Genomic DNA, 16,597 nt, shown 5'->3' with positions numbered 1-16,597 from the left:
CCGCCTGACCGACCCCGGCCCGCTCCCCGATCAAGGGGAGCTGTTGGCGAATGCGCCCCGTCAGCTCTACTGACGGGGCGTAGCCGTGCGCGCTACCGGGGCCCGCGCAATGCGGTGCTCCGGATGTCCACGCGGTCACGGTCGCCGGAGGGCTGATCCGGCGACCGTCTGCCGATTCGCACAGGCACTCCGCGAACCGCGCTCCCGACATGATCATGGCGGGAGCGCCGCCGGTCAGTTCACCGACGGCGTCCGGTCAGGAGTCCGTCAGGTCGTCTCCGGCGGCACGTTCGGGTGCAGCACCGACCGCGGCAGCACCTTCGCCCGGAGCGCCAGCGGCGCGTTGCGGCTCAGGCTGCGCCGGACCTCGTCGAACGCCTGCGGCAACGACGGGTCCGCGTCGGCCCGCGCGCTGTACCAGGAGCGCTCCACCGCGCCGACCACGGCGCGCAGGCCGTCGCGGCCCTGCTCGTCCAGGTTGTGCGCTCGGACCAGTCGCCGCGCCGCCACCCGCACGGTCTCGGTCGTGGGCACCCGGGTGCCGCGGTCCACGGACTCGGCCAGCAGTTCCTGCCACGCCGCGCCGGCCGCGTCCGGTCCGAGGCTCGCCACCGCCTGCAAGCGGGCCTTGCGCCGCACGGCCCGCACGCCGGCGGGCACCGCCGCCACCAGCACCGCCAGCAACGGCCCGGCCACCCACCACGACAGCAGCGCGACCGCCATCGTCAGGCCCACCATCCAGGCTGCGACGGCGGTCCCGCCGAGGGCCGGCAGCAGCCACGGCGTCCGCCCCGCCCAGTCCGGCGGACCGGGGCCGCGTGACCGCCGGTTCCGCCAGACCAGCAGGAAACCCGTCAGCAGCACCCCCACGCCGGCCGCGACCAGCAGGGTCACCGTGTGCCACGTGGGCGTCGGCTCCTCGTCCTGGGTCTGACCGTCCTGGCCGGTGGCGCCCGGCGCGGCGGACGTCGAGCCGCTGCTGCCGGCGGTCGTCGGGATGGTCGTCGTGGTCGTCGTGTCGGTGGTGTCGGTCTCCTCGCCGTCCGGGTTCTGGCCGGCGATGTACGGGGGCACCAGGCCCCGGCCGTCCGACAGCGGCGTCGGGTCGAAGACCATCCAGCCGTAGCCGGGGAAGTAGATCTCCACCCACGCGTGGGCGTCCTGGGTCGTGATCGTCTGGTAGTCGTCGGTCGGGAACCCGGCCGTGAAGCCCATGGCCACGCGGGACGGCAGGCCGACCGACCTCGCCATGATCGCCATCGCCGACGCGTACTGCTCGCAGTAGCCCTTCTTGCCCGTGAACACGAAGTCGCGCAACGCGTCGCTGGTCTGCGGGCCGGTGGTCTGCGTGGTGTACGTGAAGCCCTGCGTGCCGTCGGTGAAGAACCGGTGCAGCGCCGCGGCCTTGTCGAACGTGTTGTCCTGGTCGCGCGTGATCGTCCGCGCCAGGTTCGCCACCTCCGGGCTCACGCCGGGCGCTTCGAGGTACGCGTCCTCGATGTCCAGCGTGCCGGAGGCCTTGCGCAGCGCGTCCGCGCCCGGCTCCTTGAGCACGGTCTGGATCTTGTACGTCCCCGCCTGCCGCGCGTGGACGCTGTAGACCATGCCGCGCACCGGGTCGTAGCGCCAGTTCTGGTCCACGTCCTGGATCCGGCGCGGCCTGCCGTACACCGGCAGCCAGTTGTCCAGCCAGCTCACCGGCTCGATGGTCACCTCGACGGTCTCGCCGCCGCCGGGATCGCCGGGCTGCGCGGGCAGGTCGCCGTTCGCGGCGACGCCCGGCGGCAGGTCCTCCCCGATGCGCCAGCCCTCGTCCGGCACGTACTCGCGCAGCGTCATCGCCCGCAGGTACGACGACTCGGGCAGGTCGCGCACCCGGAACAGCTCCCGCGTCGCGCCCTGGTTGAGCATGCCGCGCAGTTCGGTCATCGGGTCGAGGCCGAGCTTGTCCGCCCCGCCGCCCACGCTGTCGCCGGTGCCGGGCAGCCGCCCGACGGTGCCGACCAGGGTCAGGCTCGCGCCCGCGAGCAGCGCGACCACCACCGCCAGCCCCGCGACGCCGGTCGCCGCCGGACCGGCGCCGCCGACCCCGCCGTTGGGCAGCCTCCCGCGCCACGCCTCGTGCCGGTGCTGCCCGTCGACGGCCAGCAGCAGCGCGAACGCCGCCGCGCCGAACACGAACGTCCACAGCGGCAGCATCTCGTCGGCCAGCGACGCGGGCACCGCGAACACGCACAGCAGCACCAGCCCGGACGCGGCGGGCGCGGACGCGCCGACCGCGAGCAGGTCCACCAGCACCGCGACCAGGCCGATGGCGAGCATCACCAGGCACCGCATGGCCTCGCTGTCGTCGACCGGCGGCACCCCGGTCTGCACCTCGGCGAACGCGGTGCCCAGCACCGTGAGCAGGTCGCTCAACGACTGGGGTCCGGGGAAGACCAGCAGCACGCCGGTCCGGGTGAAGATCGTCACCAGCAGGCACAGCAGCGCGAACACCTGGCCGAGCCCCACCAGCGGGATGGGCAGCCGGGCCGCGCGCAACAGCACGCCGACGCCCGCCACCACGATGATCGCCACGGCCAGGTTCACCAGCCACAGCGCGCCGCCGATCACGCTGGACAGCGCGGTCGCGGCGCACAGCGTCGCCAGGCCCGCCACGGCGGGGGTCGCGCTCACCGCCCAGTTGCCGCCGCCGGCGGCGGTCCTGCCTGCCACTAACCCACCTCCGTGCGCACCACGGGACCGCGGTTGCCCGCGCTGTGGCACAGCTCCTGCCAGACCTGGCCCATCGGCGTCGACGGCCGGGCCACCACCGCGCCCCAGCCCGCCCCGGTCAGCAGGCGCCGCGCCTCTTCCGGGTCGGGGGCGGGGTCCTCGGTGGCCGCCGCCCACGCCCGCACGTCCATCACCACGGCGAGGCTGCGCATCCCGCGCGGCCGGTTGCGCACCAGCGCGTCCACCACGGCGGGCGTCGAGCCGCCGAGGAGCGCGATGACCTCCTGACCCGCGCCGGGGTCCAGGCCCGCCGCCGGCTCACGGCGGTGCGAGGGCTGCAACGCGGCCAGCGCGTCCAGCACCACCGCGTCGCTGTGCCCGCCGTCGCCGGACCCGCCCGCCAGCACCCGGCCGTCGTCGCCGACCAGCCGCACCTGGTGCCCGAACCGGTGCAGGTGCAGGCAGACCGACGCCGCGAACGACACCGCCCACTCCAGCGACGAGCCGGGACCGGTGCCCCGGTGCGCGGTCTGGCGGTGGTCCAGCAGCACGGTCGTCCCGCCGCGCCACGGCCGTTCCTCCACGCGGACCATCAGCTCGTCCCGCCGGGCGGTCGAGCGCCAGTGCACCTTCCGCAAGTCGTCGCCGTGCCGGTACTGCCGCACCACGGCGTCGTCCTCGCCCTGCCCGGCGCGCAGCCGGATCGATCCGTCGTCGCCCGCGCCCATGCCCGAGCCGCTGGGCAGACCCGCCAGGCCCACCACGCGCGGCACCACGACGAGCTGCGAGCGGCCCGCCAGCTCGCGGTCGAACTCTGCCAGCCCGAACGGGTCCGTCACCCGCGCCATCAGCGGGCCGACCTGCTGGATGCCGCGCAGCACCGGCTTGAGCGGGTAGCGCAGGGAGGTGACCGTGTTGCGCGGCAGGCGTTCCACCACGAACCGGGGCCGCGACCCGAGCGCGTACGGCACGGCGTCCTCCAGCAGCAGGCCGCCGGTCGGCAGCCGGCCGGTGGACCGCAGCTCCACCCGGACGTCGGTCGCCGAGCCCACCTGGACGCGGCTGGGGAACAGGAACCGGGACGCGTGCAGGCCGACCCGCGCCCGCTGCGCCAGCCACGCCGCGAGCACCGGCAGCGCCACCACGAACACCGCCACGCGCAGCAGGTCGCGCTCGTTGAGCACGACCGCGCACAGCAGGGCGGCGATCCCGGCGGCGAGCAGGCAGCGGCCCCTGGTCGTCAGTCCGGACAGGGCTCCGCGCATGTCAGCGGTTCTGGTTCATGGAGTGCAGGAACTGGCCCGTCGGGTCCATCGCCGCCTGCGGCACCGGCACCCGCTGCAACAGGTTGCGCACCAGGTCGGCGGACGACCGGCGGGCGGCCTGCGCCTCGGCGGTCAGCACCAGCCGGTGCGCCAGCACGGGCACGGCCACCGCGTGGATGTCGTCGGGCACCACGAAATCGCGCCCGGCCAGCGCCGCCTGCGCCCGCGCCGACCGCACGAGCTGCAACGTGGACCGCGGCGACGCGCCCAGCCGCAGCTCCGGCAGCCGCCGCGTGGCGCCCACCAGCTCGACCGCGTACCGGCGGATCTCCTGCGACAGGTGCACCCGCCGCACCGCGTGCACCAGCTTGAGCACCTGGTCGGCGTCCGACACCGGGCGCAGCAGCGCCATCGGGTCGCTGCCCGCGTGCTCGTCCACCATCGCCAGCTCGGCCTGCGGGTCCGGGTACCCGATGGAGACGCGCGCGGTGAACCGGTCGCGCTGCGCCTCGGGCAGGGCGTAGGTGCCCTCCATCTCGATCGGGTTCTGCGTGGCGATCACCATGAACGGCGCGCTCAGCGGGTAGGTGTTCCCGTCGACCGTGACCTGGTGCTCCTCCATGCACTCCAGCAGCGCCGACTGCGTCTTGGGCGACGCGCGGTTGATCTCGTCGCCGACCACGATGTTCGCGAACACCGGGCCGGGGCGGAACTCGAAGTCGTTGTCCTGCCGGTTGTAGATCGACACACCGGTGATGTCGCTGGGCAGCAGGTCCGGGGTGAACTGGATGCGGCTCACCGAACAGTCGATGGACCGGGCCAGCGCCTTGGCGAGCGAGGTCTTGCCGACCCCCGGCACGTCCTCCACCAGCAGGTGGCCCTCGGCCAGCAGCGTCACGATCGCGACGCGCACCACGTCGGGCTTGCCGACGATGACCTTCTCGACGTTGGCCGCGATGCGTCCCACCACGGCGTGCAGTTCGGCGAGCACCTCGTCTGGCCGGCCGTTCGGGTGGGCAGTGTTGTTCACGTGGTTGAGCCCACCGCCCCCGTACGAGTGTTCGGGCAGCGCGGCTGGCTGGGTACTCGGAGTCACTCGACCTCCTGAAGAGGGGCCCACCCGCGACCGGTTCGCGGAGGCGGTGAGCGTTTCACGCAGTGTGTCAAACCAGAGCGAAGCGCCCTACACCGATTGAACAGTTTCGTCCCGCCGGTTTCCACGGCCGCCGGGCCCGGCCGGTTCACCCGCTCCCACCACCATTCCCCACCAGACCATCGGGTGAACCGGTTTTGCCCGATTTCGCTGGGCCGTTCGAGTGGGATTCCGGTCGGATGCGCTCACCCGCGGAGGTGGAGGTGCCCTGCGTCCCCCACCGTGACCCACTCCGGCCATCCGGCCTCTACCTGCGTAAACAGGGAACGACGTGCCGTGCGACCACCCGTTTCAGCGTTGACTGTGGAGAAAAGTGGGGTACTGTGGCGGCCGGTGGGGCAGACGGGGGCTCCACTGCCGGTTCGATCTCCGGCCGCGGGAGGTGGGTTGCCGTGTTCCTGGGCACGCACCACCCCAAGCTGGACGACAAGGGCCGGTTGACGCTGCCTGCGAAGTTCCGGGACGCGCTAGCGGGGGGTCTCATGGTCACCAAGGGCCAGGACCACTGCCTCTACGTGTTCCCGCGGGCCGAGTTCGAGTTGATGGCGCGCAAGATCGCGGAAGCGCCGTTCACCAACGAGGCGGTCCGCGCCTACCAGCGCTACCTGTTCGCCGGCACCGACGAGCAGCGGCCGGACGGCCAGGGCCGGGTGTCCATCGCACCGGAACTGCGCCGCTACGCGGGGCTGACCAAGGAGTGCGTGGTCATCGGCGCGATCAACCGGCTGGAGATCTGGGACGCGCAGGCGTGGCAGCGCTACCTGGACGAGCACGAGGACAGCTACGCCGAGGCTCGCGAGGAGGTGCTGCCGGGCGTCTTCTGAGTGAGGGCATGGGAATGCTTGAGGTATCGGGTGCCGTGAGGCCTCGGTCCGCTCGGCTTTCGGCCCTGGCGCACCTTCCCCGGCGCCAGGTCCGACGGGCGGGCGGGGACCTGACGACACCCGAATTTCTTGTCACGGCGGGGGGATGCTTGGGAGTGGACATGGTGGAGCGGGCGCGACACGTGCCGGTGCTGCTCGACCGCGTCCTCGCCCTGCTGGCGCCCGCGCTGGCCGACCGGGACGCGGTCTTCGTGGACTGCACCCTGGGGCTGGGCGGGCACTCCGAGGCCGTGCTGCGGGCGCACCCGCGGGTGCGCCTGATCGGGCTGGACCGCGACCCGCAGGCGATCGAGCTGTCCCGGCAGCGGCTCGCGCCGTACGCGGACCGGGTCACGTTCGTGCGCACCACGTACGACCGGATCGCGGACGCGGTCGACGGCCCGGTGGACGGCGTCCTGATGGACCTGGGCGTCTCGTCGCTGCAGCTCGACGCCGAGGAGCGCGGCTTCGCCTACTCCCGCGACTCGCCGCTGGACATGCGGATGAGCGCGGGCACCGGCATGACGGCGGCGGACGTGCTCAACGAGTACCCGGTGGACGACCTGACCCGCATCCTGCGCGACTACGGCGAGGAGCGGTTCGCCCGCAAGATCGCCTCGGCGGTGGCGCGGGAGCGCGAGCGCGAGCCGTTCACGAACAGCGGCCGGCTGGTCGAGCTGCTCTACAGCGTGGTGCCGGCCGCGACCAGGCGGACCGGGGGCCACCCGGCGAAGCGGACGTTCCAGGCGCTGCGGATCGAGGTCAACGGCGAGCTGGAGTCGCTGCGCCAGGCCCTGCCCGCCGCGCTGTCGGTGCTCGCGGTGGGCGGCCGGATCGTCGTGGAGTCCTACCAGTCGCTGGAAGACCGGATGGTCAAGCGGGCGTTCGCCGCGCTGGCCGTCTCGCGGACACCGCAGGACCTGCCGGTGGAGCTGCCCGGCCACGGCCCCGAGCTGCGGCTCGTGACCCGGGGCGCCGAGGTGGCGAACGAGCAGGAGATCGAGGAGAACCCCAGGGCCGCACCGGTACGACTCCGGGCGGCGGAACGCATCCGGGAGGCGACATGACCGCACCCGCACGGGCGAACGGCGTGCCGTCGGCCCCGGCGAAGCCGCGCGAGCGCGCCCTGAAGTCCGTGCCCGCCCGCCCCCGTTCGGCGGCGGCGGAGCGGGCTTACGCGCGTCGGGCGCAGCGCACCCGGCCCGCCCGCGGCCCGGCGGTGACCCGCCGGCAGGCGATCGCGCCCCGGACCCCGTTCGTGATCATGGTGATGGTGGTGCTCGGGGTGGGCATCACGGCGATCATGTGGCTGTCGACGCAGGCGACGGCGGACTCGTACCGGCTCCAGGACGCACGCGCCGAGGAGACCAGGCTCGCGCGGCAGGCCGAGCAGCTCCGGCAGGAGGTGGCGCTCGGCGAGTCGCCGCTGAAGCTCGCGGAGGCGGCGGCGAAGCTCGGCCTGGTGCCGGTCGACGACCCGGCGCGGCTGCGGCTGCTGCCGGACGGGACGGTCGAGGTCTACGGCAAGCCCTCGGAGGCCAAGGCCCCCGAACCGCCACCGTCCGAAACCCCCGCCCCGGATCCGAACGCGCAGCGGAACCAGCAGCAGGCCGACCCGAACGGGCAGCAGCAGGCCGGCGGCCAGGGGCAGGCCGAGGGGCAGCCGCCGCAGGGTGAGCAGTCGCCGCAAGGCGGGCAGCCGGGGCAGGGCGAGCAGCCGCCGCAGGGTGAGCAGCCGGGTCAGGGTGAGCAGTCGCCGCAGGGCGAGCAACTGCCCGGGGGTCGGTGATGCCAGGTCCCAGCCGGGGCAGGCCCGCGCGGCGGCCACTGTCGGTCCGCGGACCGGCCCCGGCCAAGCGGCGGCGCGGCGGGAACAGCCGTGTCCGCCTCGCGATCGGCCGGCTGCTGCTGGTCGGCGCGCTGCTGTCGGCCGGGATCAAGCTGGTGCAGGTGCAGGGGTTCCAGGCGGAGGCCCTGTCCGAGCAGGCCGAGAAGCAGCGGGCGACGTTCATCGACATCCCGGCCGCCCGCGGCTCCATCACCGACCGGAACGGCAACCAGCTCGCGTTCAGCATCGAGGCGCGCGCCCTCTACGCAGTGCCGCAGATGACCCGCGAGAAGTGGGTGAAGGCGCAGGACACCGACCCCTCGATCGGCAGCTACGAGGACTGGGCGAAATCGGTCGCCCGGTTCATCCAGGACACCCTCGGCACCGAGGTCGGCGGCCAGAAGACCGACGAGCGGACCATGTACGGGATGCTCACCGAGGACACCACCTACATCGAACTCGTGGACAACATCGATCCCGGCAAGGCCGCCACGATCACCGACAAGTACGCCGACATCGGCTCCGAGTACCGGGCGGTTCGGGTCTACCCGAACGGCGACCTGGCGTCGAACATCGTCGGCGCGGCGAACTGGCGCAAGGACCAGGAGCCGCCCGCCACGCACGGTCTGCTCGGCCTGGAGAACTCGCAGGACAACCTGCTCGCCGGCCGCAACGGCCGCCGCGTGGTGGACACCATGCAGGGCAACAACAACGTGGTCATCCCCGGCCCCGACCGGTCGCGCGAGCTGGCCGCCGCGACGCCCGGCCGCAGCCTGGAGCTGACGCTGGACGTGGACACGCAGTACGCGTTGCAGCGGATGGTCACCGAGTACACCGCGAAGTCGGGCGCGAAGACCGGCTCGGCGGTGGTGCTGGACATGCGCACGGCCGAGATCCTGGCGATGGCGAACGACAAGACGTTCGACCCGGCGGACTTCGGCAAGGCCGCCGCGGACCAGACCCGCAACGCGGCGGTGACGTCGGTGTTCGAGCCGGGTTCGGTGAACAAGGTGGTCACCGCCGCCACGGCCATCGAGGACGGCATCTACCAGCCGGACAGCGTGCTGACCGTGGACGACCGGATCAAGGTCGCCGACCGGGTCATCCGGGACGCGGCGGACCACCCCGTGCAGGACATGACGTTCACCGGCGTGTTCGCGAAGTCCTCGAACGTCGGCACCCTGATGACCGCGCAGAAGATCGGCGAGGACCGGTACGCGGAGATGCTGCGCAAGTTCGGCCTCGGCAAGCGCACCGAGTCCGGTCTGCCGGGCGAGGAGCCGGGCTCGGTGCCGCCGCGCAACCAGTGGTCCGGCTCGACGTTCGGCAACCTGCCGATCGGGCAGGGCCTGAACATGACGCTGCTGCAGATGACCGGCATGTACCAGGCGATCGCGAACGACGGCGTGCGCGTCCCGCCGCGCATCATCCGCGCCGAGGTGGACGAGAACGGCGTGCGCAAGGAGACGCCGCGTCCCGAGGAGACCCGCGTGGTGAGCCCGCAGACGGCGAAGACGGTCCGCGACATGTTCCGCGCCGTGGTGCAGAAGGCGCCGGGGAACCAGACCGGCACCGGCCCGTCGGCGGCCCTGCCGGGCTACCAGGTCTCGGGCAAGACGGGCACCGCGCAGCAGGTGGACAAGAACTGCGGCTGCTACAGCAACAGCTCGTACTGGATCACGTTCGCGGGCATCTTCCCGGCCGACAACCCGCGCTTTGTGGTGGGGATCATGCTCGACGCGCCGTCGGCCGGCGGCATGTACAGCGAGTCGGCGGCGCCGCTGTTCCACGACATCGCGTCCTACCTGTCCCAGCGCTACCAGGTCCCGCTGTCGGCCGAGCAGAGCCCCGTCGTCCCGCTGGTCCTCTGACAAGTGTCGTCCCCGCCGGTCCGCTGGTCCGCGTGTCGTCCCGCCGGTCCTTCGACAAGTGTCGTGAGTGGACGTGGTGGGTGGACACTCTCCGTGCGCCGGTAGCCTTCCGCGCGTGCCTGCCAAGCTTGAGGGCAAGGTCGCGACCGCCCCGCCTCGCCCTTCCCGCGTCCAGCCCGTCGCCGTGTCCGAACTCGCCTCGACCGTGGACGCGCGCCTCACCGCGCCCGACCGCGCCCACGTGCTCGTCAGCGGCGTGACGTTGCGGGCCCAGCACGTCCGGCCCGGCGACCTGTTCGCCGCGCTGCCCGGCGCCCGCGCGCACGGCGCGGACTTCGCCCACCAGGCCCTCGCGCTGGGCGCGGTGGCGGTGCTGACCGACGAGGCGGGCGCGGCGAAGGTCGGCGACGGCGTCCCGGTGCTGGTGCACCCGGACCCCCGGGAGGTGCTGGGGGTGCTGGCCGCCCACGTCTACGGCGACCCGTCCACCCGGCTCGCGGTGTTCGGCATCACCGGGACCTCGGGCAAGACCACCACCAGCTACCTGATCGAGGCGGTGCTGAAGGCCGCCGGGCGGGAGACCGGGCTCATCGGCACCGTCGAGACCCGGATCGCGGGCGAGCGGCTGGACAGCGCGCTGACCACGCCCGAAGCGCCCGACCTGCACGCCTTGCTCGCCGTCATGGAGGAGCGGGGCGTCACGGACGTGACCATGGAGGTCTCCAGCCACGCCCTGCGCCTCGGCCGGGTCGGCGGGGTCGGGTTCGCGGTCGGCGCGTTCACCAACCTCTCCCAGGACCACCTGGACTTCCACCCGGACATGGAGGACTACTTCCGGACCAAGGCCAAGCTGTTCGACGGCCGGGCCCGGACGGAGGTGGTGTGCGTCGACGGCGAGTGGGGGCGGCGGCTGGTGAAGCCCGGCACGATCACCGTGTCGATCACCGGCGAGGCCGACTGGACCGCGTCCGACGTCCGGGTCTCGGCGACCGGCGAGCAGTCGTTCACCGCCCACGGGCCCGGTCTGTCCGTCGACGTCGAGCTGCGGCTGCCCGGCGAGTTCAACGTCGCCAACGCCCTGCTCGCGATCGCCTGCCTGCACGCGCGGGGGATCGACGTCGAGGCGATCCGGCGCGGTCTGGCCGAGGTGTGGGTGCCCGGCCGGATGCAGCGGGTGGACGAGGGCCAGGACTTCGCGGCCGTCGTGGACTACTCGCACAAGCCGCAGGCGGTCGCGCTGGCCCTGGACGCCGTCCGGGCCCGGTCCGCCGGCCGGATCATCACGGTCCTCGGCTGCGGCGGCGACCGGGACACCGCCAAACGCCCGCTGATGGGCGAGGAGGCCGCCCGGCGCAGCGACGTCCTCATCGTCACCGACGACAACCCGCGCAGCGAGGACCCCGCCGCGATCCGCGCCGCGATGCTGCGGGGCGCTCTGGCGCTCGCGGAGACCGAGCGCGGCGAGGTGGTCGAGATCGGCGACCGGGGGCACGCCATCCGGCACGCGGTGTCGCTGGCCCACGCCGGCGACGTCGTCGTGATCGCGGGCAAGGGGCACGAGACCGGACAAGAGGTTGCGGGTGTCGTGCACCCGTTCTCCGACGTGGATACCTTGGCTTCGGCCATCAGGGAGGCGCACCAGTGATCCCGCTCAGCCTGGCCGAGATCGCCCGGATCGTCGGCGGCACGCTGCACGGCACCGACGGCACGCCGGTCGTCACCGGCTCCGTGGAGTTCGACTCCCGCAAGCTCACCGCCGGCGGCCTGTTCCTGGCGCTGCCCGGCGCGCGGGTCGACGGCCACGACTTCGCGGCGCAGGCCGTCGCCCTGGGCGCGGCGGGTGTCCTCGCCGGACGTCCGGTGGACGCGCCCGCCGTCATCGTGCCCCCGGTGGACGCCGGGCACGGCCGGGCCTACGTCCTGTCCGGCGACACGGACGGCGTGGGCGCGGCGGTCCTCGCGGCGCTGGCGAAGCTGGCCCGCCACGTCACCGACCGGCTCGCGGACCTGACCGTCGTCGGCGTCACCGGCTCGTCCGGCAAGACGTCCACCAAGGACCTGATCGCCCAGGTCCTCGCGCCGCTCGGCCCGACCATCGCCCCGCCGGGGTCGTTCAACAACGAACTCGGCCACCCGTGGACGGCCCTGCGCGCCGACGCGGACACCCGTTTCCTGGTGCTCGAACTGTCCGCGCGCGGCCCCGGCCACATCGCCGAGCTGTGCCGGGTGGCCCCGCCGAAGGTCGGCGCCGTGCTCAACGTCGGCAGCGCGCACCTCGGCGAGTTCGGCTCCCGGCAGGGCATCGCGCAGGCCAAGGGCGAACTCGTGGAGGCCCTGCCCGAGGACGGCGTGGCGGTCCTGAACGCCGACGACCCGCTGGTCGCGGGCATGGCGGACCGCACGAAGGCCAAGGTCGTGCTGGTCGGCGAGCACAGCGCCGCGCAGGTCCGGGCCGTCGACATCGAACTCGACGCGCACGCCCGCGCGGGCTTCCGGCTGGTCACCCCGCAGGGCGAGGCGCAGGTCCGGCTCGCCGTGCACGGGCCGCACCAGGTCGGCAACGCGCTCACCGCCGCCGCGGTCGCGCTGGAACTCGGCGCGACGCCGCGGCAGATCGCCGACGCGCTCGGCAAAGCCGAACGCGTGTCGGCGCATCGCATGGCCGTCACCGAACGTCCTGACGGTGTGACGATCGTCAACGACGCTTACAACGCGAACCCGGAGTCCGTGCGCGCCGCGCTGAAGTCGCTGGCCACGATCTCCCGGGCCGCCACGCCCGCCCGGCGAAGCTGGGCCGTGCTGGGCCCCATGGCGGAACTGGGTGCGGACCACGTCCGCGCGCACGACGAGATCGGCAGGCTCGCGGTACGCCTGGACATCAACAAGCTGGTCGTGGTCGGTCCGGACGCCCGCCCGATGCACCAGGGGGCGCACCTGGAAGGATCATGGGGCGAAGAAGCGGTACTGGTGCCCGATGTCGCGGCGGCCGTGGAGCTGCTGCGCGACCAGGTTCGGCCGGGTGACGTCGTGCTGGTCAAGGCATCCAACTCATACGGCCTGTGGCGGGTTGCCGAGGCTCTCCTGGAGGCGGTCAGCAAGTGAAGAGCATCCTCATCGCGGCGGCCATCGCGCTGATCGCGTCGATCATGCTGACGCCGTACCTGATCAAGATCTTCTCGCGGCAGGGCTTCGGCCAGGAGATCCGCGAAGAGGGTCCGCAGAGCCACAAGACCAAGCGCGGCACGCCCACCATGGGCGGCGTCGCGATCCTGGTCGCGATGTGGGCGGGCTACCTCGGCGCGCACCTGGTGAACTCGATGTCCGCGTCGGCGGCCGAGCAGACGCCCAGCGCGTCCGGCCTGCTGGTGCTGATGCTGACCACGTCGCTGGGCGTCGTGGGCTTCCTGGACGACTTCATCAAGATCCGCAAACAGCGCAACCTGGGGCTGAACAAGACGGCCAAGCTGGTCGGCCAGTTCGTCGCCACCATCATCTTCGCGGTCCTGGTCGTGCAGTTCCCGAACAAGGACGGCCTCACGCCCGCGTCGGTGAACCTGTCGTTCGTGCGGGACATCGCGGTCGTGTCGTTCGGCGTGGTCGGGTTCGTGGTGTTCTGCTACGCGGCGATCAGCGCCTGGTCGAACGCGGTCAACCTGACCGACGGCGCGGACGGCCTCGCGGGCGGCACGTCGGCGATGGTGCTCGGCACCTACGTGGTGATCAGCTTCTGGCAGTTCCGCTACAACTGCTCGAACCTGCTGGTGGCCGGCTGCTACGACGTGCGCGACCCGCTGGACCTGGCGGTGGTGGCCGCCGCCGCGATGGCGGGCTGCATCGGCTTCCTGTGGTGGAACGCCGCGCCGGCCAAGATCTTCATGGGCGACACCGGTTCCCTCGCGCTGGGCGGCCTGGTGGCGGGCCTGTCCATCACGACCCGCACCGAGCTGCTGATGGTCGTGATCGGCGGTCTGTTCGTGGTCGAGGCGTTGTCGGTGGTGTTGCAGGTCGCGGTGTTCCGCACGTCCCGGCGGCGGCTGTTCCGAATGGCCCCGTTCCACCACCACTTCGAGCTGGCCGGGTGGGCGGAAACCACGGTGATCATCCGGTTCTGGCTGCTGGCGGGCATGTGCTGCATGCTGGGCCTGGGCCTGTTCTACAGCGAGTGGCTGACCGCGGCGGGGAGCTGACGCATGGGATTCCTGGCCGGTCGCCACGTCCTGGTCGCCGGAGCCGGGGTGACCGGCCGGTCCGCCGCCGAGGCGCTGCTCGCGGCGGGCGCGTCGGTGACGGTCACCGACGGCAGCGCCGACCGGTTGGCGGCGCTGGAGCCGATGCTGCCGGGCGTGGCCCTGGTGCCGGGCCTGGTCGCGCCGCCGCCGGAGGTGGAGCTGGTGGTCACCAGCCCCGGCTGGCGGCCGGACAGCCCGCTGCTGGTCGCGGCCGGGGCGGCGGGCGTCGAGGTGATCGGCGAGGTGGAGCTGGCCTGGCGGATGGGCCTGGAACTGGCCGACCCGCCCGGGTGGCTGGCGGTGACCGGCACGAACGGCAAGACCACGACGGTCGGGATGCTGGAGTCGATCCTGCGGGCGGCCGGCCTCGACGCGGCGGCGTGCGGGAACGTCGGCCTGCCCGTGGTGGACGCCCTGCTGGCCGGGCACCGGGTGCTCGCGGTGGAGCTGTCGAGCTTCCAGCTCCACTGGTCGCCGTCGGTGCGCCCGGCGGCGGGCGTGCTGCTGAACCTGGCCGAGGACCACCTCGACTGGCACGGCTCGTTCGAGGAGTACGCCGCCGCCAAGGCCGGTGTGCTGACGGGCGAGGTGGCCGTCGCCGGCGTCGACGACCCTCATGTGGCACGGCTGCTGGCCTCGTCGCCGGCCGCCGCCCACGTCGGTTTCACGCTGGGCGCGCCGGCGGAGGGGCAGCTCGGCGTGCTGGACGGCAACCTGGTCGACCGCGCGTTCGGCCCGGACGCCGTGCTGGCGGCCGTGTCGGACATCCGGCCCGGCGGACCGCCCGGTGTCGCGGACGCGCTGGCCGCCGCCGCGCTGGCTCGGGCGCACGGCGTGTCGGCGGAGGCGGTCGGTCAGGGCCTGCGGGACTTCCGGCCCGGCGCGCACCGGGCGGAGTTCGTCGCGGAGTCCGGCGGGGTTTCCTACGTCAACGATTCGAAGGCGACCAACCCGCACGCGGCCTCGGCGTCGTTGCGGTCGCACGAGAGCGTCGTGTGGGTGGCCGGCGGGTTGTTGAAGGGCGCTTCGGTGGACGAGTTGGTGCGGTCCGAGGGGCACCGGCTGCGGGGGGCGGTGCTGATCGGGGCGGACCGGGAGGTCATCGCTTCGGCGTTGTCCCGGCACGCGCCGTCCGTGCCGGTGGCGGTGCTGGACGACGCGACCATGGACGACGCGGTGCGCGCGGCCCGTTCGATGGCGCAGCCGGGGGACGCGGTGGTGCTGGCTCCGGCGGCGGCTTCGATGGACATGTTCAGCGACTACGCGCACCGGGGCAAGGCGTTCGCGGACGCGGTGCGCGCCCTGACCGGTGGGGACGGCCGTTCGTAGGTCGTGCTTGTCGTGGGTTGTGCTTGTCGTAGGTCGTGCCGGTCGCTGTCAGGGCCTCTCGTGGGGCACGGAGTCGTAGATGCTGTCGGGGTTCTTCAGGAACTCTTGCGCGCGCGAGATCGTCGGGCACGGCCAGGCTTCGCGCCCCAGCCGGCCGTCGACCCAGGTGGGCGGGCAGCCCAGGCACAGGCCGTGCAGGTCGGGCTTGTGGCCGGTGACCGTGCCGCGCAGGGCGGCGATCAGGCGGGGCACCTCGGTGCGCGCGACGGTCAGGATCGTGTCGTCGTCGGTGTCGTACTCGCTGGTCAGGTGCTCGACGGTGTCCAGGTAGCCCAGCATGTCCTGCTGGAGCAGGTGATGGGCGCGGGCTAGCGCGTCATTGATCGTGGTCATGGCGCAACAGTCCACCCGACGGCATTTTGCTGCAACACAGCAGAGGGCTGTGTTGCTGAAGTTCACCCGATCAGTGGTCTGTTTTGCCGCTAATGTCGCAGTCATGCCGCAGAACCAGGGTCCGGGGGTTCGCCGACGTGTGTTGGCGAGCGCATTGGTCCAGCTCCGCGAGGAAGCCGGCCTCAGCTTCGACGACGTGATCCGCGAGTTGGGCTTCTCCAAGTCCAAGATCAGCCGGATCGAGTCGGCGATCACCGGTGTGTCCATAGTGGACACCAAGGCTCTCGCCGAACTGTACCGGGCCGATCCTGAGAAGCTCCAGTGGCTCCTGCGGTTGGCGAAGGTCGCGAAGAAGCGCGGGTGGTGGCACGTCTACGGCGACGTCCTGTTCGACTGGTTCTCCGAGTACGTGGTCCTGGAATCGGAAGCGAACACCGTCAGCATCTTCGAGATCGACCTCGTTCCCGGCCTCTTCCAGACACCTGCGTACGCCCGACAGGTCATGCGCGCCTACGCCCCCGACGCCCGTGACGAAGTGATCGACAAGCGTGCCGAGTTGCGCCAGACCAGGCAGCACCGCGTGGAAGACGGCTCGCTGGTCGTGTGGGGGATCCTCGATGAGGCTGCCCTGCGTCGGGTCGTCGGGGGCAGTGAAGTCCATCAGGAGCAGTTGCTCCACCTGCTGAAGCTGGCCGAACTGCCCAACGTCACGCTTCAGGTGCTGCCGTTCGACAAGGGGCAGCACATGGCGATGGGAACTGCCTTCCACCTGTTGAAGTTCCTGGACTTTCCGAGCGTCGTCTACATCGACAACCTGACTGGCGGCCTCTATCTGGATGACGCGGCCGAGGTGGAGCGGTATAGCCTGGTGTTCAACCACTTGCGCGCATCGGCGCTCGATCCGCGCGAGTCGGTAGCACTGATCCGGCGTGTGATCGGTGAAACCTGAGG

The 16,597-nt window shown here is 72.5% G+C and carries 13 protein-coding genes; 9 read left to right on the top strand and 4 right to left on the bottom strand.

Annotated elements, in window-relative coordinates; genetic code table 11:
* Nucleotides 1-267 precede the first annotated feature (267 nt).
* From ACQPZF_RS33120 to ACQPZF_RS33110, 3 genes are read right to left on the bottom strand one after another with little or no spacing between them, the layout of a single operon-like run.
* Nucleotides 268-2,715, bottom strand: coding sequence for a transglutaminaseTgpA domain-containing protein (locus ACQPZF_RS33120; RefSeq protein ID WP_433263757.1), 2,448 nt, complete (start codon nt 2,713-2,715; stop codon nt 268-270).
* Nucleotides 2,715-3,980 carry a DUF58 domain-containing protein gene (locus ACQPZF_RS33115; protein ID WP_433263755.1) on the bottom strand — a complete coding sequence of 422 codons (1,266 nt, stop codon included), beginning with the start codon at nt 3,978-3,980 and terminating at the stop codon, nt 2,715-2,717. Before ACQPZF_RS33115 ends, ACQPZF_RS33120 begins: the two co-directional genes overlap by 1 nt.
* A gap of 1 nt (nt 3,981) precedes the next feature.
* Nucleotides 3,982-5,076 carry an AAA family ATPase gene (locus tag ACQPZF_RS33110; protein ID WP_433263753.1) on the bottom strand — a complete coding sequence of 365 codons (1,095 nt, stop codon included), beginning with the start codon at nt 5,074-5,076 and terminating at the stop codon, nt 3,982-3,984.
* 449 nt (nt 5,077-5,525) lie between these two features.
* On the opposite strand from ACQPZF_RS33110, the gene mraZ reads away from it, so the two are divergent.
* The 8 genes from mraZ to murD all read left to right on the top strand — a co-directional run bounded on the left by mraZ (nt 5,526) and on the right by murD (nt 15,253).
* Complete coding sequence (mraZ, locus tag ACQPZF_RS33105; RefSeq protein WP_433263751.1) at nt 5,526-5,957, top strand: division/cell wall cluster transcriptional repressor MraZ; 432 nt, start codon at nt 5,526-5,528, stop codon at nt 5,955-5,957.
* A 161-nt stretch (nt 5,958-6,118) separates the two neighbouring features.
* On the top strand, nt 6,119-7,063 hold the full coding sequence (rsmH, locus tag ACQPZF_RS33100) for a 16S rRNA (cytosine(1402)-N(4))-methyltransferase RsmH (RefSeq protein ID WP_433263750.1): 945 nt from the start codon (nt 6,119-6,121) through the stop codon (nt 7,061-7,063).
* On the top strand, nt 7,060-7,785 hold the full coding sequence (locus tag ACQPZF_RS33095) for a hypothetical protein (RefSeq protein ID WP_433263748.1): 726 nt from the start codon (nt 7,060-7,062) through the stop codon (nt 7,783-7,785). Before rsmH ends, ACQPZF_RS33095 begins: the two co-directional genes overlap by 4 nt.
* Nucleotides 7,785-9,695, top strand: a complete 1,911-nt coding sequence (locus ACQPZF_RS33090) for a peptidoglycan D,D-transpeptidase FtsI family protein (protein ID WP_433263746.1) — start codon at nt 7,785-7,787, stop codon at nt 9,693-9,695. Before ACQPZF_RS33095 ends, ACQPZF_RS33090 begins: the two co-directional genes overlap by 1 nt.
* Before the next feature lie 115 nt (nt 9,696-9,810).
* Entirely contained in the window at nt 9,811-11,340 is a 1,530-nt protein-coding gene (locus ACQPZF_RS33085) for a UDP-N-acetylmuramoyl-L-alanyl-D-glutamate--2,6-diaminopimelate ligase (protein ID WP_433263744.1), read from the top strand.
* The gene (locus tag ACQPZF_RS33080) at nt 11,337-12,797 is read left to right on the top strand and encodes a UDP-N-acetylmuramoyl-tripeptide--D-alanyl-D-alanine ligase (RefSeq protein ID WP_433263742.1); all 1,461 of its coding nucleotides are present in this window, start codon (nt 11,337-11,339) and stop codon (nt 12,795-12,797) included. Before ACQPZF_RS33085 ends, ACQPZF_RS33080 begins: the two co-directional genes overlap by 4 nt.
* Nucleotides 12,794-13,882 carry a phospho-N-acetylmuramoyl-pentapeptide-transferase gene (mraY, locus tag ACQPZF_RS33075; RefSeq protein WP_433263740.1) on the top strand — a complete coding sequence of 363 codons (1,089 nt, stop codon included), beginning with the start codon at nt 12,794-12,796 and terminating at the stop codon, nt 13,880-13,882. Before ACQPZF_RS33080 ends, mraY begins: the two co-directional genes overlap by 4 nt.
* A 3-nt stretch (nt 13,883-13,885) precedes the next feature.
* Nucleotides 13,886-15,253 (top strand): UDP-N-acetylmuramoyl-L-alanine--D-glutamate ligase, encoded by a 1,368-nt coding sequence (murD, locus tag ACQPZF_RS33070; protein WP_433263738.1) that lies wholly within the window; start codon nt 13,886-13,888, stop codon nt 15,251-15,253.
* Nucleotides 15,254-15,301: 48 nt separating this feature from the next.
* On the opposite strand, the gene ACQPZF_RS33065 is transcribed toward murD, so the two are convergent.
* Entirely contained in the window at nt 15,302-15,646 is a 345-nt protein-coding gene (locus ACQPZF_RS33065) for a hypothetical protein (protein WP_433263736.1), read from the bottom strand.
* Between the two features lie 103 nt (nt 15,647-15,749).
* Here ACQPZF_RS33065 and ACQPZF_RS33060 point away from each other — a divergent pair, with 103 nt between their 5' ends.
* On the top strand, nt 15,750-16,595 hold the full coding sequence (locus ACQPZF_RS33060) for a helix-turn-helix domain-containing protein (protein ID WP_433263734.1): 846 nt from the start codon (nt 15,750-15,752) through the stop codon (nt 16,593-16,595).
* The last annotated feature ends 2 nt before the right edge of the window (nt 16,596-16,597 follow it).

It is taken from the genome of Actinosynnema sp. CS-041913, from assembly GCF_050942485.1.
Classification (GTDB): Bacteria; Actinomycetota; Actinomycetes; order Mycobacteriales; family Pseudonocardiaceae; genus Actinosynnema.
This window is presented reverse-complemented; position numbering and strand designations above follow the sequence as displayed.